Source organism: Pseudomonas sp. 21615526 (genome assembly GCF_013386245.1).
Lineage (GTDB): Bacteria > Pseudomonadota > Gammaproteobacteria > Pseudomonadales > Pseudomonadaceae > Aquipseudomonas.
On record NZ_JACAOM010000128.1, the window covers coordinates 1 to 21,085 of the forward strand.

Here is a 21,085-nt window from a genome sequence, read left to right on the forward strand (position 1 = left end):
CAAGCCCGCTCCCACACGGGTCTTGCCAGGGTTGCCCTGATCAGGCCGGGAACAGCTCGCTCAATTTCATGGCCAGCATCATGTCGCCTTCAGTGCGCAGTTTGCCGCCCATGAATGCCTGCATGCCGTCGGTTTCGCCGCTGACGATGCCTTTCATGGTGTCGCCGTCCATCACCAGGGTGACTTGGGCGTCCGGGTTTTCACCTTCCAGCAGTTCGCAGGTGTTGTTTTTCACGACCAGCGAGAAGTTCTGGGTGTCGTCGATACGGAAACCGAACACCAGGTCCAGGCCGTCGGCAGCGGCTGGGTTGAATTTGGCTTTCATTGCTTCTACGGCTTTAGCTACGTCAGTCATGGTTTCGATCCTTTTATGGTGAGTCCAGTGACCTTGGGGTCACGGTTGGCCGCAATTCATCGGAAAGTGATGAGCTGCGGCGCCTTCAACAGTTGCAAGTGGGTATGGCTGTTGAAGGAAGCCAGTGCCACCTCGCGACCACGGAATTTCAGTTGGTTGAGCGAGGTGTTAACAATTTGCCAGTTCAGTTCGAAGGCCTGTGCGGCAGGCATTCGGGTAATCAGGTGGAGCAGGGCCGTGATGGTGCCGCCGGAGGTGAACACGGCGATCTTGTCACGGTTGTCGGCGGCTTCGAGGAGGCGTTGCAGGCCACCCTGGACACGTTCGACAAATCCCAGCCAGCTTTCCAGGCCCGGCGGGTCGTAGGTGCCGGCCAGCCAGCGTTCGATGATCAGGGAAAAGATGCGCTGGAATTCGCCACGGTTTTGCGCGGCGTTGCGCAATATGTGCAGGGCTTCGGGTTCGCTGTGCAGCAGGTCCGGGAGCAGGGCGCGGATGATCGCCTCGGCGTCGAACTCGTTGAACGCGCTGTCGATTTCCAGCGTGGGTACCGGCAGGCCGAGGGCGCTGTATTGTTCGAAGGCGGCGTTGGCGGTGTGCTGCTGGCGGCGCAGGTCGCCTGACAGGCAGCGGTCGAAGCCCAGGCCCAGTTCCGCCAGGTGGCGGCCCAGCACTTGCGCCTGTTGCACACCGATGGGCGACAGCACGTCGTAGTCGTCTGCACCGAAGGAGGCCTGGCCATGTCGAATCAGGTAGATGCTGCCCACGTCCGTTTTCCCGGTACGTTGAAAGTCTGGCGAGGTTATGAGGATGCCGGGAAGCTGTCAATGAAAAAACATACGCTTGTTTTAAAAGGTCGTTAGAGGCCCGCTGCTGGCGGTTTGATCACTGGCCCCATGGCGGTGGCGTCGGTATGCTTGGGCAATCCGCGCCTGGCGCACTGCACTTGTAAGGAGTCACATGGATTTTCTGGCCGAGTACGCTACTTTCCTGGCTAAAACCGTCACCCTGGTCGTCGCCATCCTGGTGGTGCTGATCAGTTTCGCCGCATTGCGCAGCAAAGGCCGCCGCAAAGCTGCCGGCCAGTTGCAGGTCAGCAAGCTCAATGACTTCTACAAGGGTTTGCGTGAGCGCCTGGAGCAGACCCTGCTCGACAAGGACCAGCTCAAGGCCCTGCGCAAGTCTGAAGGCAAGGCCGAAAAGAAGAAGGGCAAGAAGAAGCCAGAAGCCAAGCCACGGGTGTTCGTGCTGGATTTCGACGGCGACATCAAGGCCTCGGCCACTGAAAGCCTGCGCCATGAAATCACGGCACTGCTGAGCCTGGCCACGCCCAAGGACGAAGTGGTGCTGCGCCTTGAAAGCGGCGGCGGCATGGTTCACAGCTACGGCCTGGCGTCGTCGCAACTGGCGCGTATCCGCGAGGCGGGCGTGCCGTTGACCGTGTGCATCGACAAGGTCGCGGCCAGCGGCGGCTACATGATGGCGTGCATCGGCGAGAAGATCATCAGCGCACCGTTTGCCATCCTTGGCTCGATTGGCGTGGTGGCGCAGTTGCCCAACGTCAACCGCCTGCTGAAGAAGCACGACATCGACTTCGAAGTGCTGACTGCCGGTGAATACAAACGCACCCTGACCGTGTTTGGCGAAAACACCGAGAAGGGCCGCGAGAAGTTCCAGGAAGACCTGGACATCACCCATCAACTGTTCAAGAACTTCGTGTCGCGCTACCGCCCGCAGCTGGCGATTGATGATGTGGCCACCGGCGAAGTCTGGCTGGGTGTCGCGGCGCTGGACAAGCAACTGGTGGACCAGCTGCAAACCAGCGACGAATACCTGGCGACCAAGGCCAAGACCGCCGAGGTGTTCCACCTGCACTATGCCGAGCGTAAAAGCCTGCAGGAGCGGGTGGGCCTGGCGGCCAGCGGTTCGGTCGACCGGGTGCTGCTGACCTGGTGGAGTCGCCTGACCCAGCAGCGTTTCTGGTAACCATTCACTGACTGTCGAAGATCAAAATGTGGGAGCGGCGGTGCGACGATTCGACTTGCTCGCGAAGGCGGTGGATCAGTCACAGATGTATTGACTGACCCACCGCATTCGCGAGCAAGCCCGCTCCCACATTGGGTCGTGGTGGTCGCATTATCGAGTCAGTAAAGAGGCCTGCGGCACCGCCGGTATGGGATGCCGCATCAACGATCCCACCACCAACGCCCCCAGCAAACCCAACAACCCAGCCACCCACAGCACCACGCTGAACCCGCCGACGAACGCCTGTCGCGCCAGTGGCTGCACCGTGTCCCGTGCTGACTCGGGCAGCAACGCCATGGCCGCCGGCATATCGCCAGCCACTACCCGTGAAGCAATCCCTGCCGCCTGTTCCTGCCACTGGGAGCCGATGCTCGTGTGCAGCAACTGTTCGCTATGGCTGCTCAACAACGCCCCATACACCCCGATCGCCAACATGATCGCGCTGAAGCGCATGGTGGTGCTCATGCCCGACGCCATCCCCGCGCGGTCCCGTGGCACGCAAGCCATGATGTTTTTCTGCGTATCGCCATTGAGCAATCCCGCGCCGGCCCCCGTGACGGCAATCGCCAGGGCGAACGGCAGATAGCCGCCGATATTGAGCGCCCAGGCACTCAGCAGGTTGCCGCACCCCACCAACGCCAGCCCCGTCGCCATCATCGTTGCCGGGGCAAAACGGCTAGCCAGTCGGGCGCCTATCCGCGGACAAATCAACATGGTCAAGGCAAACGGCAACATGCCCAGCCCGGAGGCAATCGCGGATAAGCCCAAGCCGTTTTGCAAGTAGAACGGCAGCAGCGTCATCATCACCTGGGCACAGCCGGCGTAGGCGAACATCCCCAGCAGTGCGCCGATAAAACGCGGGTGCCTGAACAGTTGCAGGTCGACCATGGGCCGCTGTTGCAGGCGTTCGGCGAGTACAAAAACACCCAGCAACGCAGCGCCTCCCAGCAGCCGCGCGTAAGTCAGCGGGTTGTCCCAGCCGATACGGTTGGCTTCGATCAAGCCCCAGATCAGGCACAGCAGGCTGGCACTGAAACTCAGGCTGCCCCAAGGGTCGAGCCTTGCAGCCTGGGCATCGCGGGATTCCGGAATCGCGCGCAGCACCAGTCCCATCAGCACCAGGCCGACCGGCAAATTCAGATAGAAAATCCAGCGCCAGCCCAGGTATTGGGTAATCAACCCGCCGAGGGTCGGCGCGGTGGTCATCGCCACGCCCATGCACGCGCCCCAGAAGGCCCAGGCCTTGGCGCGTTCCACTTCGTCATGGAAGGTATGGCCGATGGAGGCCAGGGCCGAGGTCAGCAGCAGCGCTGCGCCGACACCTTTGACGGCGCGAGCGATATCCAGGAACAACGCATTCGGCGCCGCACCGCAGCCGAGGGAGGCGAGGATGAAAATACCCAGGCCCCAGACCAGGGTCTTCTTGCGGCCAAAGCGGTCGGCAATGCTTCCGGCCGGCAATAACAGGGCGGCGAAGGCCAGCATATAAGCGCTGACCACCCATTCGATATCGGCAAAATTCGCCCCCAGGTCCCGGGCGATGCTCGGCAGGGTCACGGCGACGATATTGGTGTCGAGCACGATCAGCGAACAGACCCCGGAGGCGGTCAGCAGCGTCAGGCGCGGGCTGACCTTGCTCATGGCTGCACCGAAGCCACCGCCGCGAGGGCGATCTCGTCATCGTGGGCCGGAGTATCTGCGCTGATGCCGATGGCGCCCACTACCTGGCCTTCAAGGATGATTGGCTGGGCGCCCTTCATCATCAACAGGCCGGCGGTGATGGCTGCCGGGCGGCCATTGTTAATAGCGTTTTCCAGGTCCCCGGACGGCCGCTTGAAGAGCGCTGAAGTGCGCGCCTTGCCTTGGGCCAGCTCGATACCGGCCACCACGGGAGCGCCATCCATACGCAGCGTCAGGATCGGCCAGCCACCGTCATCGACGATGGCCACGGCGCAGGGCCAGCCCTTGTCGGCGGCGACCTTGCGCGCGTGTGCGGCGATCTGCTGGGCCGTTGCCAGGCTCAGGATTGCCTTGTGGGCAATGCTTGCGGGGGCTTCTGCGGCCAGCGCTGCGGGCACGGTGCAAAGACCGGCAAGCACCAGGACCAATGATTTGACGAACATGGGAAAGCCTCTCTACTGTGAACGTACCGCGAGCTTATCCCCGGCAGGTGGCGTCCTTGTTAGGCGCCATACAGAACTTCATTACCTTTGAGCTAATCCTGTGATGGAAATACGTCATTTCCGCTACTTCCTGGCGGTTGCCCGGCAACGCAATTTCACCCGTGCTGCCGAACAGCTGGGTATCGCGCCGCCGACCCTGAGCCGGCAGATCCAGGACATGGAAGCCACCCTCGGTACGCGCTTGTTTATCCGCCGCCAGCGCGAGGTCAGCCTGACCGAGGCGGGCGCGGCCTTGCTGATCGAGGCAGAGGCCACCGTGCGCCAGTTCGAGTTTGCCCAACGCAATGCCCAGCGCGCCGGGCGTGGCGAGATCGGTCATATCGAGCTGGGTTATGTGGCGTCGGCGGTGTATTCGGGGTTGTTGCAGCGCCAGGTGCAGTCGTTCTGCGCGGACTGCCCGGACGTGAGCCTCAGCGTGCGTGAGAGCCCCATGGCGGCGTTGCCGGGGCTGGTGGCGGAGGGGCGTTTCGACATTGGTTACATTCGTTCGCCGATGACCTTGCCTGATGGGGTCGAAGCGGTGCGGTTGAGCAGTGAAGGGTTTGTGCTGGCGTTGCCCCAGGATTCGTGGCTGCTGGGGTTGAAGGCAATCGGTTGCGAGCATCTGCAGAACGAGACGTTTATCTTGCCCGAGCAGATCAGCGGCACGCTGCACGTGGCGGCGCAGGGTGGTTATGCGCCGCGACTGGGGCCGCAGCCGGGTGGGTTGGTGGCGGTGATTGCGTTGGTGTCACTGGGGCAGGGCGTGGCGGTGGTGCCGGAGTCGGTGGTGGGGCATGTGAGCTTGCCGAATGTCGTGTACCGCAGCATCGAAGGCAGCGAGGCGTCGTCTTGGTTGTCGCTGATTTACCGGCGCTTTGAAAAGGCGCCGGCGGTGGCGCGGTATATAGAGCAGGTGAAGCAGGTAGCCAGGTTGAAGGTTTGATCGCGGCGGGTTAGGTGCTTCACGGGTTAAGTGTGTTGCTGCCTTCGCGAGCAAGCCCGCTCCCACATTCGACGGCATTCCAAAGATGGAACTCGGTCGAAGGTGGGAGCGGGCTTGCTCGCGAAGGGGTCATTTCAAGCACTACACCAACCGCGGTTGAACCGAATCCGCCAATCGCGTCAGTATCAAGCAGCACGATACCGCCCCGGCATCCAGCACGCCCAACGAGCGCTCGCCCAAGCGGCTGGCACGCCCAATCTTCGCCACTAGGTCCCTGGTGGAATCCCGCCCCCGCGAAGCAGCACTTTTCATCACCTCCAACGCCTCACTGAATGACGCCCCCGACCCATTGGCCTGTTCAAACGCTTCCACCGCCGGAATCAAGGTATCCATCAAACACTTGTCGCCCACGCCGGCTTCGGTGATGTCCTGCAACGAGGTCAACCCGCCCCGCAGCAAATGGGCAAAGGTCGCCGCGTCAATCTGTTCGCTGCCGCGCACCTCATCCGCCATGCCGATAAACAGGCTGCCATACAACGGCCCCATGGAGCCGCCGATGCCTTCCATCAGGCTCAGTGTCAACTCATCCAGGGCTTCGGCCAGGGTCAGTTGGCGGCCTTCAATGGTGCGCCCGCAATGGGCAAATCCCTTGGCCATGTTGATGCCGTGGTCGCCATCGCCAATGGCGCCGTCGACTTCGCTCAGGTATTCGCGGTTGGCAACGATCACGCTCACCAGGTCGGCGACGATGGCGCTGCCGTCGTGGGTGGAGAAATGCTGGCTCATGGTTTAGTCCGCCTGGGTCATGCCGATGGAACGGCAGGGTTGGTCGATCAGGGATTTCAGCTCGGCGTCCAGGCCCAGTAAGGTCAGGGTCACGCCCATCATTTCCAGGGAGGTGAAGTAGTTGCCCACGTAGCAGCGGTGAATCTTCAAGCCCCTGGCTTGCAGCTGACGTTCAACCTCGGCGTAGAAAATGTAAAGTTCCATCACCGGCGTCGCACCCAGGCCCGAGACCAGCACCACCACGCTGTCGTCCTGGCTGAAGTCGCGGTCGGCGAGGATCGGCGCGAGCATGCGCGCGGCCATGGCTTCGGCGGATTCGATGGCGATGACTTCGATGCCCGGCTCGCCGTGGTGGCCGATGCCCAATTCCATCTGCCCGTCGGGAATCTGGAAGTTCGGCTTGCCCACCGCTGCGATGGTGCAGGGCGTGAGGCCGATGCCGATGGAGCGGCAGTTGTCGACCGCTTTCTGGGCGACACGAATCACCCCGTCCAGGTCGTAATGCTGGGCCGCGGCTGCACCGCCGACCTTCCACATGAAGATCTCGCCTGCCACGCCGCGACGCTTGGCGATGTCGGCCTTGGGCGCCGAGGCCACGTCGTCGTTGGCGACCACGGTGCGGATGCGCATGTCCTTGCTGGCGGCCATCTTCATCGCCAGCTTCACGTTCATGTTGTCGCCGGCATAGTTGCCGTACAGGCACGCCACGCCGGCGCCGTGGTCGGCGGCACGGAAGGCGTCGAAGAAGCTTTTGGCGGTGGGCGAGGAGAAGATTTCGCCGACGGCCACGGCGTCTACCAGGCCGGGGCCGACGTAGCCAAGGAACGCCGGTTCATGGCCGGAGCCGCCGCCGGTCACGATGCCCACCCGGCCCTGTGGTGACGGCTTGGCCTTGCCGATCACCCGGGGATTGGTTTCGTATTGGCGCAGCTCGGGGTGCGCGACCAGAATACCCCGCAGCATGTCCTCGACCACCTGGTCCGGATCGTTTATCACTCGATTCATAACGCGGTTTCCTGTGTTCTTGTTCTTGGTGTGGGAGCCGGGGGCTTTTGTGGGAGCTGGCTTGCCTGCGATTGCATCGGCTCGGTGTCACAGATAGACCGAGGCGTCTGCATCGCAGGCAAGCCAGCTCCCACAAAAAGCCTAAGCCCGGCGCCCGCAGGGTTTTGTGTTATTGGGCCAATCAGGGTTCCAGGACGACTTTAAGCGACTTGTCCCCGCGCTCCATCACCGCAAACGCTTCCTTGAAGTCCGCCAGGGCAAACTTGTGGGTCACCACGTCTCGCATGTCGATCTTGCGGTTGCCGATAAAGTCGATGGCGCGCGGGTACATGTAGGGGCCGAGGTGCGAGCCCAGCACGTCCAGTTCCTTGCGGTCACCGATGATCGACCAGTCCACCGTGGCCTCGTCGTTGAACACGCTGAATTCCACGAAGCGCCCCAGCTTGCGCAACATCGCCAGGCCCTGGTTCACCGCCTTGTGGTGCCCGGTGGCTTCGATGTAGATGTCGCAGCCGTAGCCGTCGGTGATCTCGCGAATCTTCGCCATCACGTCGACTTCGGCCGGGTTCCACACTTCGTCCGCGCCCATGCGCAGGGCGAGGGCCGCGCGTTCGGGTTTCATGTCGAGCACGATGAGCTTTTTCGGGTTGCGCATGCGCACCGCACCGATGATCCCCAGGCCCAGAGTGCCGGCGCCGGCCACCACCACGATGTCGTCGAAGTCCACATTCGCCCGTTCCGCCGCGTGCAGCGAACAGGCCAGGGGTTCGATCAGGATGGCTTCGTCCGGGGCAATCGAGTCCGGTACTTTGTGGATGATGCCTTCCTTGGTGAAGATCATGTACTGGGCCATGGCGCCCTGGACGTTGTTCTGGAAGCCGTACAAGTCGTGTTTCTGGCACATCCAGTACTGGCCGTGGTTGCAGAAGCGGCAGCCCCAGCACGGCACGATCTGTTCGGAAATCACCCGGTCGCCGACCTTCACCCCGCGCTTTTCCGCGCCAGGGCCGAGGGCGACCACGCGGCAGACAAACTCGTGGCCGGGAATCATCGGCGGCTTCACGTAGCGCGGCTGCTCGGCGTCGCCCCAGAACGAGGGCGCGCCGCGGTAGGTCTTGATGTCGCCCATGCAGATGCCGCACAGCTCGACCTTGGTGAGGATCTCGTCGGGGCCGGGCGTCGGCACATCGACGGTCTCCAGGCGATAGTCTTCGGGGCCGTGACAGACCACGGCCTGCATGGTTTTCGGAATGACGGGGGACAGTTGTTCGGCAGTGCGTTCGGTAACGGTAGACATGACGATAAACCTCACGACAAAAGATCAATTACTGGATGCTGTAGCCACCGTCGATCACCACGTTTTCCCCGGTGATCATCTGTGCGGCGTCGCTGAGCAGGTACAACGCCAGCCCGGCGATTTCTTCCGGCTGGGCAAAGCGGCCCGCCGGGATCTGCAATTTGGCCCGTTCCCCCAGCTCGCCCGCCCAGGCCTTTTTGCCGAGGGCGGTTTCGACGATGGTCGGGGAGATGGCGTTGACGTTGATGTGGGGCGCCCATTCCATGGCGAGCACCTTGGTCATGCCGACCACGGCGGCCTTGCTGGCGCAGTAGGCGACGTGACGGTCCAGGCCGATCACCGCCGCTTGGGAGGCGAGGTTGACGATGCGCCCGCTGCCCTGGGCCAGCATGTGCCTGGCGCAGGCCTGGGCCACGAAGAAACTGGCCTTGAGGTTGATGTCGAGAGTGGTGTCCCAGGCGTTTTCACTGACGTCCAGGGCCTTGTCCAGCAGGGCCACGCCGGCGCTGTTGACCAGATAATCCAGGCGTTTGAAGTGATCGAATATGTAATCGACGGTGCTGTGCACCTGGTCGAGTTGGCGCAGGTCCACGGCGATGCCGATGTTCCCGGCGCCGAGGCTGGCGGCGACTTCGACCACGGCCGGGTCGCGGTCCAGCAGGGCCACCCGCGCGCCGCGTTCCACCAGCAGGCTGGCACAAGCCAGACCGATCCCGGCGGCCCCGCCGGTGATCACGGCGCAGCGGCCGGTGAGGTCGAAGGCTTGATTCCAGAATCCAGACATGAACATGACTCCATTTTTCAGATCGGTGGAGATCCAATGTGGGAGCGGGCTTGCTCGCGAAAGCGGTGTATCAGGTGGCACATCTGTTGAATGATCCACCGCTTTCGCGAGCAAGCCCGCTCCCACACTTGACCGGGTTTCAAGTCAAAACTTACTTCGTACCGCTCACCTGCTGGTACAGCGCATCCGCATTCGCATTGGTCACCGGCACCCACGGCAGGATGTAGTTCCTGGCGGTGCCGTCACCCCATTTCACGTCCTTGCCATAACGTTCCCAGATCACCGACTGCGGCTTGTAATCCTTGCCGGCCAGCGCCCGCAGCGCCACATCCAGCGCGCCTTGGGACTGGGCCTGGGCGTCCTGCAGGAAGGTGGTCACTTCATCCTTCTTCGCCGCCTGGATCGCATCCGGCATGCCGTCGATGGACGTCACCGGCACATCCTTGGACGTCAGCCCATGGGACTTCAACGCCTGCACCGCACCGAGGGCCATGTCGTCGTTCTGCGCGATCACCCCGTTGATGCCCTTGGGGTGTGCGTTCAGCCAGTCTTCAGTCAGGGCCAGGGCCTGGGCGCGGTCCCAGTTGGCGGTTTTCTTCTCGATGATCTTGATGTCCGGGTGCTTGCCCAGTACTTCCATCTCGCCCTTTTCGCGGTCGATCTGCGCCGACTGGCCAATCGGGCCCTGGATGATCACCACGTTCCCGCGGCCCTTGAGTTTGTCGACCATGGCCTGGGCCTGCAGGCGACCGCCTTCCACGTCATCGTTGCCAACATAAGGCACGTTGGCGTCCGCCACCTTGGTGTTGGAGGCGATCACCACCACGTCATTGCTCATGGCGGCCTTCACGGTGCCGACGCCGGCCTTGGTGTCGATCGGCACAAACAGGATCGCGTCGTAGTGCTGGGTCACCATGTTTTCAATCTGGTTGTTCTGGGTCAGTGCGTCATAGTTGCCGTCGAACACGGTCAACTGCACGGTGCCGTCCTTGACTGCAGGGTGTTCCTTCAGCTCGCGCACCCAGTTCTGCATGAACTGGCCCTTGAGCCCGTACACGGCGGCGCCGATCTTGTAGGTCTTGCCATCGGCGGCCAGGGTGACACTGCTGGCGAGCAGGGAGAGTGCCGCGACGGCGGCCAAAGTCGTACCAGGTTTCATGAGAGAACTCCGTTATTGTTGTAGTGGTAGTTTTCAGAACTAGCGTTTCTTCTTGCGCCACACGTCAATCAGCACTGCGAACACGATGATCAGGCCCTTGGCGACCTGCTGGTAATAGGAGGACACGCCGAGCAGGTTCAGGCCGTTGTTGATCACGCCGATCAGCAATGCGCCAAACAGCGTGCCGACAATCGTGCCGGTACCGCCCGACAGGCTGGTGCCGCCGATTACCACGGCGGCAATCGCATCCAGCTCATACGAGGTGCCGGCCTGGGGCAGGGCAGAGGTGGTGCGCGCCGACAGCACCACACCGGCCAGCCCGGCGAGCAGGCCCGAGACCACGTACACCGAAAACATCACCTTGCGCACGCCGATCCCGGAGGTGCGCGCGCTCTTCTCGTTGCCACCCACCGCGTACACATAGCGGCCGTAGGTGGTGTAGCGCAGTACCATCCAGAAGATCAGCGCGACCACGGCGAAGATCACGATCGGCACACCGATCGGGCCGATCTTGCCGATACCCAGCGCCAGGTAGGCGTCGGGCAGGTCAGTGATCGGGCTGCCGTCGTTCAAGATGAAGGTCATGCCCCGGGCAATACTCAGCATGCCCAAGGTCGCGACAAAGGGCGGGATCGACAGGTTGGCGACCATAAAGCCGTTCACCACCCCGAGCATCGCCCCGGCGAACATCCCGGCGCTGACTGCCGCGAGCACGCCATAGCCCTGGGTCGCGACCATGGCGCTGCACAGCCCTGCAAAGGCCAGGATCGAGCCCACCGACAGGTCGATGCCCTTGGTCAGGATCACGTAGGTCATGCCCACGGCGAGGATCCCGTTGATCGAGGTCTGGCGCAGGATGTCCATCCAGTTGCGCCAGGTCATGAAGTATTCGCTGGCGAAGGCCATCACCAGGCACAGGAGGATGAACACCAGCGGCAGGCCGAAGCGGTCGAGGGACAGGCGCAGGCGGCTGCGGGGTGCGGTCGTGACGGGGGCGGCTGCAGGTGTAGAAAGTGATTTGGCATTCATGAGGCAAGACTCAACAAGGCTTCCTGGGAAAGGGCGGTATCGCTGCTGATGGTCACCAGCCTTCCGCCTTTGAACACGGCAATACGGTCACTCAGGTGCAGCAATTCCGGGGCTTCGGACGACACCACAATTGCCGCGCCGCCGGCGCGCACGAACTGGTCCAGCAGGTGATAGATCTCCTGCTTGGCGCCTTCATCGATGCCCCGGGTCGGCTCATCGCACAGCAGGCAGATCGGCTGGGTCGACAGGCATTTGGCGAGCACTACTTTCTGCTGGTTGCCGCCGCTCATGGATTCCACCGGCAGGTCCAGGGAAGTGGTCTTGATCTGCAGGCGCTTGACCATGTCCTGGGCCAGTTGGTTTTCCTTGCGGGCATTGATCAGCGACCAGCTCGACAGCTGCTTGTACGCCGACAATGCGATGTTCGAGAGGATGCTGCCGCTGAGCACCAGGCCGCTGTCCTTGCGGTCTTCGGTGACCAGCGACATGCCGGCCTGGATCGTTGCCTTGGGCAGGCCGATGGGCATCGGTTTGCCTTGCAGGGTCACGCTGCCGGAGTCCGGCGTGGTGAGGCCGTAGATGCAGTTGAGGAATTCGCTGCGGCCCGAGCCCATCAGCCCGTAGATGCCGAGAATCTCGCCCTGGCGCAGTTGCAGGCTGATGTCCTGGAACTCGCCGGCGCGGCTCAGGCTGTCGACGTCCAGGCAACATTCGGCGGCGCATTCGCGGCCGACCTTGTGGTCGATGCGGGTCAGTTCCTGGCCCACGATGCCGCGCACCAGGTGGGCGCGGTCGATATCGGCCATGCGCCCGGTCTCAACGAAAGCGCCGTCACGAAAGATGCTGTAGTCGTCGGCAATCTGCGCCAGTTCACTGAGGCGGTGCGACACATAGATGATGCCGGCACCACGGGCGGTGAGGCGGCGGATGGCCTTGAACAGGGTTTCGGCCTCGCGCTCGCCGATGGCCGAGGTGGGCTCGTCCATGATCATCACCTGGCAGTCGTGGCTGAATGCCTTGGCGATCTCCACCAACTGGATCTGCGCCACGCTCAGGCGATGCATGGGGCTGGTGGCGTCGACGTCGAACTCCAGGCCTTCCAGCAGTTCGCGAGTGCGCCGGTTGAGCTCCTTGCTGTCGACGATGCAGCCGGCGCGGCGCGGTTCGCGGCCCAGCCAGATGTTTTCGGCGACGGTCATGTAGGGGATGGGTTCCAGCTCCTGGGTGATCATCGCGATCCCCGCCGCGAGTGCTTCGCTGGGGCGGTTGAACTGGACGGGGGAGCCGTTGAGCAGGATGGTCCCGGCGTCACGCTGGGTGATGCCCATCAGGATGCTCAGGAAAGTCGATTTGCCTGCGCCATTGCCGCCGCACAGGGCGTGGACGCTGCCGGCCCGCAGAGAGAGGCGCCCCTCACGCAGGGCAGGAATCCCGGCGTAAGCCTTGGCGACGTGTTCAGCCTGGAGCAGTAATGGCGTGGCCATCGGCGTGTCCTCGTGCTGTGAATTCTTATTAGGTCGCACAGTCATGTTTCGCTGTGAGCATATGTGTATCAAATGAAATTCTGATCAGTCAATCTCTTTCACTGAAAAGTTGTAAATGGATGGATTTGCGCAAAGTACGCCGATTTAGAGGGCTTTGACTGGGAGGTCAGCTAAATCTTGCTTGACAGGGCGACTGGAATATCCGAGAAATGACTGAGCTAAATTTCACTGAGTGATCATATGATCACTCTCCAGCACCCAAAACGGCAGCGGAGCCAAACGCCATGAACACACCTTTCCCGGTGGCTATCGGATGCGATGAAGCGGGTTATGAGCTCAAAGAACTGTTGAAGCGCCATATCGAGGCGCTGGGTTACCCGGTGACGGACTTCGGCACCCACTCCACGGCGCCGGTGCTGTACCCGGACATTGCCCTGGCGGTGGCCACGGCGATCAATGCCGGCGAGCAACGCTTGGGCGTGCTGGTGTGCGGCACCGGCATCGGCATGGCCATCTCGGCCAACAAAGTCTTGGGGATTCGTGCGGCCCAGGCCCATGACACTTATTCGGCGGAGCGGGCACGCAAGAGCAACGATGCGCAGATCCTGTCCATCGGTGCACGGGTGATCGGCGCGGAACTGGCCAAGAGCATCGTCAAGTCGTTCCTGGAGTCGGAGTTCGAAGCCGCGCGTTCCGGGGCCAAGGTCGACCGCATCAACGCGATCGAGCGTGACGGGCATCAGTAGTGGACGGAACGGGGCAAGAGTCGGGAGAATGCGCCTTTGACACCGAAACGGAAGCCCGTGCCCATGAGTGACAGTACCCAGCGCATCGCCAGCGACATCGACCTGATGACCGAAGTGGCAATGCTCTATTACCTTGAGAACGTCACTCAGGAAGCCATCGCCAAGCGCTTCGACCTGTCCCGGGCAAAAGTCAGCCGCCTGCTCAAACGCGCACGGGATGAAGGGATTGTCGAGGTGCGGGTGTTGCAGCACCCGGCGATGAACAACGAGCTGGAACAGGCGCTGGTGGAGCGCTTCCAGCTGGACCGCGCCTTGATTGCGGTGGACCACAGCGACCCGGACACCCAGCGCTCGGCGGTGGCGAGCCTGGTGGCCAACTACCTGAACAAAACCCTCAGCGACGGGATGATCGTCGCGGTTGGCATGGGGCGTAATGTCGGTGCGGTGGCCGATAACGTATTTTTGCCGGTGACCCGCAACTGCACGTTTGTGTGCGCCATTGGCGGTTCGCTCAAGGCGGGTGAATACATGAACCCCGACCATATTTGCCGGCGCCTGGCCCTGCGGTTTGGTGGCGAGAGTGAAAGCCTGTACGCCCCGGCGCTGGTGGCCAACCCGGAACTGCGCGGGGTGTTGATCAGCAACGATACGGTGCGTTCCACGCTTGACCGTGCCCGCCGTGCGGACATGGCGTTGATCGGCATCGGTGACATGAGTGAAAACAGCAACATGGTGCGCATGGGGTGGTTTTCGCCCCAGGAAATCGCCCAGGCGCGGTTGTCCGGCACGGTGGGGGACATGATGGGTTATGACTTCATCGACATTCATGGCCAGCCGGCGGTCAACGCGATTCAGGGGCGGGTGATCGGGTTGACGGTGCAGGAGCTGTTTCGGATTCCGGATGTGGTGGCGATTGCCAGTGAAAACACCAAGGCGGCGGCGACGCTGGGGGCGTTGCGCTCGGGAGTGATCAATACCCTGGCGACCACGGTGACCAATGCTCACACCATCCTTGCGCTGGATGACGCGACGCGTAAAAGCTGACACCGCCGATAGTCCAGGCCCTGAACATCAACTGTGGGAGCTGTCGAGCCTTGGCGAGGCTGCGATGGCATCACCGCGGTACTCCCACAATTGACTGCCTCAGGGTTTCCACACCTGCACATCCTGCGCATCCACCGCCTTGGGCAACAACCCCGCCTTGAAGAACGCATCCGCAATCTTCTGCTGCTCCCCCAACTGATCCAGCGTCACCGGCTGCACCTCATAACTGCGATGAGCATTGGCGGCCTCGACAGTCTCCACATCCAGGTTGCCCCACAATGGCCCCAGCACTTTCGCGGCATCACGCGGGTGGCTCTTCACCCACTCGCCAGCCTGGTGCAACTGCTCGTACACCAGCTTCAGCACTTCGGGATGCGCCTGGGCATAGGGCGTACCCGTCAGGTAATAGCGCTTGTAACTGGCCAGCCCGGTACCGTCCGCAAGGGTGCGGGTGGGCAGTTGGCGCTGCACGCTGGTGAGGAACGGTTCCCACGTGACCCAGGCATCAACCTTGTTGTTTTCAAATGCAGCGCGGCCATCGGCGGGCGTCAGGTACGCCGGCTCGATATCGGAGAAGGCCAGCCCCGCCTTGTTCAAGGCAGCGATCAATAAATAGTGAGTGCCGGCGGCCTTGGTCACGGCGATTTTCTTGCCTTTCAAATCCGCCAGTTGCTGGATCGGCGAGTCCTTGCGCACCACGATCGCCTGGGCTTGGGGCGAGGGCGCTTCCTGGGCGAAGTAGGTGAGCTTGGCCTGGGCGGCCTGGGCGAAGATCGGCACGGTGTCGGCCACGTCGGCGCTGATATCCACGTTACCGACGTTGAGTGCTTCCAGCAGCGGCAGGCCACTGGGGAACTCGTGCCAGGTGACGTCGATGCCGTCGGCCTTGAGGGCTTTTTCCAGGGTGCCCTGGGTTTTCAGCAAGGTGATCAGGGTCGAGGATTTCTGGTAGCCGATGCGTACGGTTTCCTGGGCTTGTGTGCTCAGGGTGGTGCAGAGGCCCAGTGTGGCAAGGCCTGCGATGAAAAGGCGATGGAGCGAAAACTGGGGCATGGCGTGCTCGACTCTTAATGGATTAAGGTGAGCTTATTGTTCTAAAAAACATTCGATAAATAATTTTTCGATCTTAGCTTAGGGCTTTATCGGGTGCGCCGTTCGCGGCCTTTCAGCGTCAGGGAACAACGAGGCGATACGCAGTTGTAGGTTGGTTGCCCATGGGGTTGTCGCCAAGGCGATTCGCGCGTTGGTTCGCGATGATTTCTCAGACTTCTTCGCCTGGCAGTTGCACAATGGCGAAGTGCTGAGTCTCAACATCGCCACAGAGCCCAATGTGGCGAGGGAGCTTGCTCCCGTTGGGGTGCGAAGCGCCCCCTGGTAGGCCGCTGCGGTCTTTCAGGATGGGCCGGTCAATGCTTTTGGGGTTGCTGCGCAACCCAGCGGGAGCAAGCTCCCTCGCCACAGTGTGGGTGTGAGTCATGTCTACAGGGGAACGCTCAACGCCTGCGCAAACGCCTGGGGCGTAGGGCTTTCCGGCCAGGTCGGAACACCCTCCACCAGCGTTACCCACGGCTGCTTGTGCCGCAGCCAGATATGCGCCACCGGCTGCACGGACGGGCTCTCATCCAGTGTCCCGACCCGCAGCACAACCAACCCCGGCGCGGCCGTCGTGGTGTTGCAGATCCGCGTATGGCACACCCCGCACAACCGATGTTCCGAGCGCTGCCCATCAACGTCATAGGCATATTCCGTCAGCGAACCTTCAACCCGCAGCGCATCCGCCGGCAACAGCGCATGCAGGGCAAACGCGCTGCCGCTCCAGGTCTGGCAGTGGCGGCAATGGCAGGCATACACCGCCAGCGGCGCGTCGGTATCGAGGGTGTAGGTCACGCGGGTGCAGCGACATTGGCCCGTGAGTGTCATCAAAAACGATCCTGTGCAAAGTGAGGGCGAAAGCCCCATCGGTTATGCTCGCCAGCATGCCGCAGCCCCCGAACAAAGAACATCCGCCAAAACTGCCCAGCGGCTCACAGGAAATGTATGAACGCCCCGCAACTCCAATGGGAAACCCAGCGCGCCTTCCTCGCCGTGTTGCGCACCGGCAGCCTGTCGGGCGCGGCCCGTTTGCTGGGGATTGCCCAGGCCACCGCGCGGCGACGGATCGAGGCCCTGGAGCAGAGCGTCGGGGTCAGCCTGTTTATCCGCTCACCCGCCGGGCTGTTGCCCACCGACACGGCCAAGGACCTGATCAGCCACGTTGAAGCGATGGCCGTTGCCGCCAACGCCTTCAGCCGCGCAGCCTCGGCCGACACGGCCCTCGCCGGCGGCACGGTGCGGCTCACCAGCGGCAAGCTGCTGGGCGTTGAAGTGCTGCCGCCCATGTTGCGCAGCCTGCGCCGTGATCATCCGCAATTGGCCATCGAACTGAGCGTATCCAATCGGCTGCAGGCACTTGCCCGGCAAGAGGCCGACGTCGCCGTACGCATCCGTCGCCCGGTCGAATCCACGGTGGTCGCGCGCAAGGTCGGCGACCTTCACGTAGGGTTGTACGCCGCACCCGAACTGTTGGCAGAGCAGGGCACGCCGGACACCGTTGCGCAATTGCACGGCTACCCGCTGATCGGGCCGGACCGCAACTTGCTGGAGATCGAATTCCTGGGTGAGCGCGGTTTCGACTGTTCGGCGCCCAGTACGGTGATTCGCACCGACGATCACCTCGCGCAGTTGGCCGCTCTGCGTGCGGGGCTTGGGATCGGCGTGTGTTCAGCCCAGGTGGCACAACGTCACGCGCTGGTGCGGGTGTTGCCCGCGCAGGTGGATTTCAAGGTTGACGTGTGGATCGCCATGCATCAGGACATGCGCAAGGTCCCGCGCATCGCCGTGGTGTTCGATGGCTTGGGCGCGGCCCTGACGGACTTCCTTCAGCCGCGATAACGCAACGCTTCCACCAACAGCGCAAATGCGGGCGAGGCCTGGCGGCGGCTGGGGTAGTACAGGTGAAAGCCGGCAAACGGCGCACACCAGTCATCCAGCACCTGCACCAGTCGCCCGTCCGCCAGATAAGGCGCTACCAGGTCGGCAGGCACGTAGCTCAAGCCCAAGCCGTCGACCGCTGCCTTGAGCAATGGGTACACGCCATTGAAGGTCACCTGGCCAGACACCCGCACATTCAGGCTTTCATCGCCTTTCTTGAATTCCCACGCATACAGGCCGCCATTGGTGGGCAGGCGCAAGTTGTTGCAGGCGTGATCGGTCAAGTCCCGAGGCGTGCGGGGGACCGGGCGCTGGGCAAAGTACGCCGGTGACCCCACCACCAGCATGCGCATGTCCGGGCTGATGCGCGTGGCAATCATGCCCTGGGCCACATCTTCCCCAAGCCGTACACCGGCGTCGAAGCCGTGGGCGGCGATGTCGACAAAGCCATAGTCGCAACACACCTCCACGGCGATATCCGGGTACTGCGCCAGGAACGGTTTCAGCACCGGCCACAGGATGAATTCCAGCGCGTGGTCCATGGCGTTGATGCGAATGGTACCGGACGGCCGGTCGCGCAAATTACTCAGGCCTTCAAGCCCCACCTGGATTTCATCGAAGTGCGGCCCGACCGTATCGATCAAGTGCTGTCCGGCTTCGGTGGGTGACACGCTGCGGGTGGTGCGAGTCAGCAGGCGCAACCCCAGGCGCGCCTCCAGGGCGCGGATGGTATGGCTCAGCGCGGACTGGGAAACCCCGAGTTTGGCCGCCGCCTTGGTAAAGCTGCGCTCACGGGCTACCGCCAGAAAGGCGAGCAGGTCGTTGGCGTTTTCCCTGAGCATTGGTGAGTGATCCTCATAAGTATTTTCGGATTCTAGCGGCTAATTATCACAATTCGTAACTGTTAGATTGGATTCAGTCCCCTAACCCGGAGAATGATCATGCGCAAACGTACACTCGGTAACAGCCAACTTGAAGTCTCGGCCCTGGGGCTCGGCTGCATGGGCATGAGCTTTGGCTACGGCCCTGCGGCCGACAAACAGCAGATGATTGCCTTGCTGCGCAATGCGGTTGAACAAGGCGTGACCTTCTTCGATACCGCCGAAGTCTATGGCCCGTTCATCAATGAAGAACTGCTGGGCGAAGCCCTGTCGCCGCTGCGTGAGCAGGTGGTGATCGCCACCAAGTTCGGTTTTGCCCTCGACCCGTCCGGCAATGGCAAATGGTCCGGTCTCGACAGCCGCCCCGAACATATCCGCCAGGTAGCTGAAGCCTCGCTGAAGCGCCTGAATACCGACGTTATCGATCTGTTCTATCAGCACCGGGTTGATCCGAACGTACCGATCGAAGAGGTGGCCGGTGCGGTGAAGGATTTGATTCAGGAGGGTAAGGTCAAGCATTTCGGCTTGTCGGAAGCCGGCGCCTCGACCATCCGCCGCGCCCATGCCGTTCAGCCCGTAACCGCACTGCAAAGCGAGTACTCCCTGTGGTGGCGCAAGCCTGAGGCCGAGGTGCTGCCGTTGCTGGAGGAGCTGGGCATTGGTCTGGTGCCTTACAGCCCGTTGGGCAAAGGCTTCCTGACGGGCAAGTTCGACAGCCACAGCACCTTTGACAGCTCGGACTTTCGCAGCAATCTACCAAGGTTCACCCCTGAAGCGTTGCAGGCCAACCAGGCTTTGGTTGAGTTGCTGCGCCAGGTCGCCCTGCGCAAACACGCCACGCCATCGCAGATCGCACTGGCCTGGTTGCTGGCCCAGAAGCCCTGGATCGTACCGATTCCAGGCACCACCAAAACCTCGCGCCTGACGGAAAACCTGGGGGCGCTCGAAGTGCAGCTCAGTGGGGCAGAACTCCATGAACTGGACGTGGCCGCTGCGAACATCGCCGTGCACGGCGACCGCTATCCCGAAGCCCTGGAACGGATGACCGGCCTATGAAAACCGGCCTCGCCGCCACTGCACTTTCACTCTCCCTATTCGCGTTGGATTCACCGGCACAGGAGACGCCCATGCTGACCATCACGCCCAACGGTTCCCAGCCTTCAGCCAAAGGCCCGGCGGATTATTTCACCGGCACGGTACGCGTCGACTCACCGTTCAAGGGCACCGACGCCGCGCGTGTCACCGGGGCCTTTGTCACTTTCGAACCGGGCGCACGTACCGCCTGGCATACCCACCCGCTGGGCCAGACATTGATCGTCACCGCAGGCCTGGGTCAGGTCCAGGAGTGGGGCCAGCCCGTGCGGGCCATTCGCCCCGGCGACACGGTATGGATTGCACCCGGTGTCAAGCATTGGCATGGCGCCACGGCGAACACCGCCATGACCCATATCGCGATCAACGAAATGCTCGACGGCAAGGTGGTGGACTGGATGGAGCAGGTCAGCGACGAACAGTACGCCGCGCAGTAATCTGTCTCACCGCCGCAACTGCGGCTCGCCTTCAATGCAGCTCACCAGAAACTCCATCACCACCTTCACCGAAGGCGAGCGGCGCATATCCGGATACACCGTCAGCCAGATATCGCGAACCGGGCCTTCGGTGTTCGTTGCCAACCGCACCAATGCCGCGTCGTGATCACCCACCAGCGTGGGCAACACCACTGCACCTACCTGGGCCCGGGCGGCCATTTGCTGGGTGATCAGGTCGCTGGCGGCGAAGGCAATCGTGCGGTTGCCGCGCACCTGGTGCATCCATGCCTGTTGGGGCAGGTGGTCGCGGGTGGCGTCATAGGCAATGAATGTCCACTGTTCAGCGGGTAACTGCTTGAGCTCGGGCGTGGCATAGAGCCCGAAACGCACGGCGCCGACCTTTCTGCGTACCAGCGCTTCCTCATCGGGACGCACCGTGCGCAGGGCAATGTCGGCTTCGCCTTTGTCGAGGGCGGCCAGCGTCGTCGAGGACATCAACACGATATTCAGCTTGGGATATTGCGCCCTGAAGCGTGCGACATGGGGCGCGATGCAGTGGATGGCAATCGACGGCGGGCAACTGACCCGCACGGTGCCGGCCACTTCGATCGAGGCCACGCGGGACAGGCGCATCACTTCGGTGGCCATCTCGCCCATGCCGGCCGCCAGCTTCGCCAGTGCCAGGCCTTCCTCGGTGAGCGGTCGGCTGCGGGGCAGGCGATCCACCAACTTTACGCCGAGGGCTTTTTCCAAGGCATCGACGCGCCGGCCGACGGTGGCGTGTTCCACCTGCAGCTCGCGGGCGGCAGCCGATAGCGACTGGGTGCGTGCCAGTACGGTGAAGAAAAACAGATCCTGCCAGTCGAACATCGGGTTATTTCCG

At 62.4% G+C, this 21,085-nt stretch carries 22 protein-coding genes; 7 read left to right on the plus strand and 15 right to left on the minus strand.

Annotated features, from left to right (window positions below):
• Window positions 1-40: 40 nt before the first annotated feature.
• Window positions 41-355, minus strand: a complete 315-nt coding sequence (locus tag HX786_RS27535) for an SCP2 sterol-binding domain-containing protein (protein ID WP_087694874.1) — start codon at window positions 353-355, stop codon at window positions 41-43.
• Window positions 356-411: 56 nt separating this feature from the next.
• Window positions 412-1,122, minus strand: a complete 711-nt coding sequence (locus HX786_RS27540; RefSeq protein WP_087694873.1) for a histidine phosphatase family protein — start codon at window positions 1,120-1,122, stop codon at window positions 412-414.
• A gap of 193 nt (window positions 1,123-1,315) precedes the next feature.
• Here HX786_RS27540 and sohB point away from each other — a divergent pair, with 193 nt between their 5' ends.
• Window positions 1,316-2,341, plus strand: coding sequence for a protease SohB (gene sohB, locus HX786_RS27545; RefSeq protein ID WP_008434663.1), 1,026 nt, complete (start codon window positions 1,316-1,318; stop codon window positions 2,339-2,341).
• A 150-nt stretch (window positions 2,342-2,491) separates the two neighbouring features.
• Here sohB and HX786_RS27550 read toward each other — a convergent pair whose 3' ends face one another.
• Window positions 2,492-4,021 carry an MFS transporter gene (locus tag HX786_RS27550; protein ID WP_178912872.1) on the minus strand — a complete coding sequence of 510 codons (1,530 nt, stop codon included), beginning with the start codon at window positions 4,019-4,021 and terminating at the stop codon, window positions 2,492-2,494.
• Window positions 4,018-4,503 (minus strand): heme-binding protein, encoded by a 486-nt coding sequence (locus tag HX786_RS27555; RefSeq protein WP_177008647.1) that lies wholly within the window; start codon window positions 4,501-4,503, stop codon window positions 4,018-4,020. Before HX786_RS27555 ends, HX786_RS27550 begins: the two co-directional genes overlap by 4 nt.
• Window positions 4,504-4,606: 103 nt before the next feature.
• Here HX786_RS27555 and HX786_RS27560 point away from each other — a divergent pair, with 103 nt between their 5' ends.
• Entirely contained in the window at window positions 4,607-5,488 is an 882-nt protein-coding gene (locus HX786_RS27560; RefSeq protein ID WP_177022113.1) for a LysR family transcriptional regulator, read from the plus strand.
• Between the two features lie 141 nt (window positions 5,489-5,629).
• On the opposite strand, the gene dhaL is transcribed toward HX786_RS27560, so the two are convergent.
• From dhaL to HX786_RS27595, 7 genes are all read right to left on the minus strand, one after another.
• On the minus strand, window positions 5,630-6,274 hold the full coding sequence (dhaL, locus tag HX786_RS27565; protein ID WP_178912873.1) for a dihydroxyacetone kinase subunit DhaL: 645 nt from the start codon (window positions 6,272-6,274) through the stop codon (window positions 5,630-5,632).
• A 3-nt stretch (window positions 6,275-6,277) separates the two neighbouring features.
• Window positions 6,278-7,279 (minus strand): dihydroxyacetone kinase subunit DhaK, encoded by a 1,002-nt coding sequence (locus tag HX786_RS27570; protein ID WP_178903700.1) that lies wholly within the window; start codon window positions 7,277-7,279, stop codon window positions 6,278-6,280.
• Between the two features lie 181 nt (window positions 7,280-7,460).
• Window positions 7,461-8,576: an erythritol/L-threitol dehydrogenase gene (locus tag HX786_RS27575; RefSeq protein WP_008434653.1), complete on the minus strand. Its 1,116-nt coding sequence runs from the start codon at window positions 8,574-8,576 to the stop codon at window positions 7,461-7,463.
• 28 nt (window positions 8,577-8,604) lie between these two features.
• On the minus strand, window positions 8,605-9,360 hold the full coding sequence (locus HX786_RS27580) for an SDR family oxidoreductase (protein ID WP_003215688.1): 756 nt from the start codon (window positions 9,358-9,360) through the stop codon (window positions 8,605-8,607).
• Window positions 9,361-9,511: 151 nt separating this feature from the next.
• The gene (locus HX786_RS27585; protein ID WP_087694868.1) at window positions 9,512-10,519 is read right to left on the minus strand and encodes a substrate-binding domain-containing protein; all 1,008 of its coding nucleotides are present in this window, start codon (window positions 10,517-10,519) and stop codon (window positions 9,512-9,514) included.
• 39 nt (window positions 10,520-10,558) lie between these two features.
• Window positions 10,559-11,548, minus strand: coding sequence for an ABC transporter permease (locus tag HX786_RS27590; protein ID WP_003215711.1), 990 nt, complete (start codon window positions 11,546-11,548; stop codon window positions 10,559-10,561).
• A complete protein-coding gene (locus HX786_RS27595) occupies window positions 11,545-13,032 on the minus strand; it encodes a sugar ABC transporter ATP-binding protein (RefSeq protein ID WP_003215714.1) in 1,488 nt (495 codons plus the stop codon). The genes HX786_RS27590 and HX786_RS27595 overlap by 4 nt, the downstream gene beginning before the upstream one ends.
• Before the next feature lie 284 nt (window positions 13,033-13,316).
• On the opposite strand from HX786_RS27595, the gene rpiB reads away from it, so the two are divergent.
• Window positions 13,317-13,778 (plus strand): ribose 5-phosphate isomerase B, encoded by a 462-nt coding sequence (gene rpiB, locus HX786_RS27600; protein ID WP_003215716.1) that lies wholly within the window; start codon window positions 13,317-13,319, stop codon window positions 13,776-13,778.
• Between the two features lie 63 nt (window positions 13,779-13,841).
• Window positions 13,842-14,822, plus strand: coding sequence for a sugar-binding transcriptional regulator (locus HX786_RS27605; RefSeq protein ID WP_003215718.1), 981 nt, complete (start codon window positions 13,842-13,844; stop codon window positions 14,820-14,822).
• 99 nt (window positions 14,823-14,921) lie between these two features.
• On the opposite strand, the gene HX786_RS27610 is transcribed toward HX786_RS27605, so the two are convergent.
• Window positions 14,922-15,875, minus strand: a complete 954-nt coding sequence (locus HX786_RS27610) for an aliphatic sulfonate ABC transporter substrate-binding protein (protein ID WP_134326328.1) — start codon at window positions 15,873-15,875, stop codon at window positions 14,922-14,924.
• A gap of 426 nt (window positions 15,876-16,301) precedes the next feature.
• Window positions 16,302-16,742, minus strand: a complete 441-nt coding sequence (locus HX786_RS27615) for a GFA family protein (protein ID WP_008434637.1) — start codon at window positions 16,740-16,742, stop codon at window positions 16,302-16,304.
• A gap of 117 nt (window positions 16,743-16,859) precedes the next feature.
• Here HX786_RS27615 and HX786_RS27620 point away from each other — a divergent pair, with 117 nt between their 5' ends.
• Complete coding sequence (locus tag HX786_RS27620) at window positions 16,860-17,753, plus strand: LysR family transcriptional regulator (RefSeq protein WP_178912874.1); 894 nt, start codon at window positions 16,860-16,862, stop codon at window positions 17,751-17,753.
• Here HX786_RS27620 and HX786_RS27625 read toward each other — a convergent pair.
• Window positions 17,741-18,634, minus strand: coding sequence for a LysR family transcriptional regulator (locus tag HX786_RS27625; protein WP_178912875.1), 894 nt, complete (start codon window positions 18,632-18,634; stop codon window positions 17,741-17,743). The genes HX786_RS27620 and HX786_RS27625 overlap by 13 nt on opposite strands.
• Window positions 18,635-18,733: 99 nt before the next feature.
• On the opposite strand from HX786_RS27625, the gene HX786_RS27630 reads away from it, so the two are divergent.
• Window positions 18,734-19,729 carry an aldo/keto reductase gene (locus HX786_RS27630; protein WP_178912876.1) on the plus strand — a complete coding sequence of 332 codons (996 nt, stop codon included), beginning with the start codon at window positions 18,734-18,736 and terminating at the stop codon, window positions 19,727-19,729.
• A 71-nt stretch (window positions 19,730-19,800) separates the two neighbouring features.
• A complete protein-coding gene (locus HX786_RS27635; protein WP_017479045.1) occupies window positions 19,801-20,202 on the plus strand; it encodes a cupin domain-containing protein in 402 nt (133 codons plus the stop codon).
• Window positions 20,203-20,208: 6 nt separating this feature from the next.
• Here the strand turns inward: HX786_RS27635 and HX786_RS27640 are convergent, their stop codons facing one another.
• Complete coding sequence (locus HX786_RS27640) at window positions 20,209-21,072, minus strand: LysR family transcriptional regulator (protein WP_178912877.1); 864 nt, start codon at window positions 21,070-21,072, stop codon at window positions 20,209-20,211.
• Window positions 21,073-21,085: the final 13 nt, after the last annotated feature.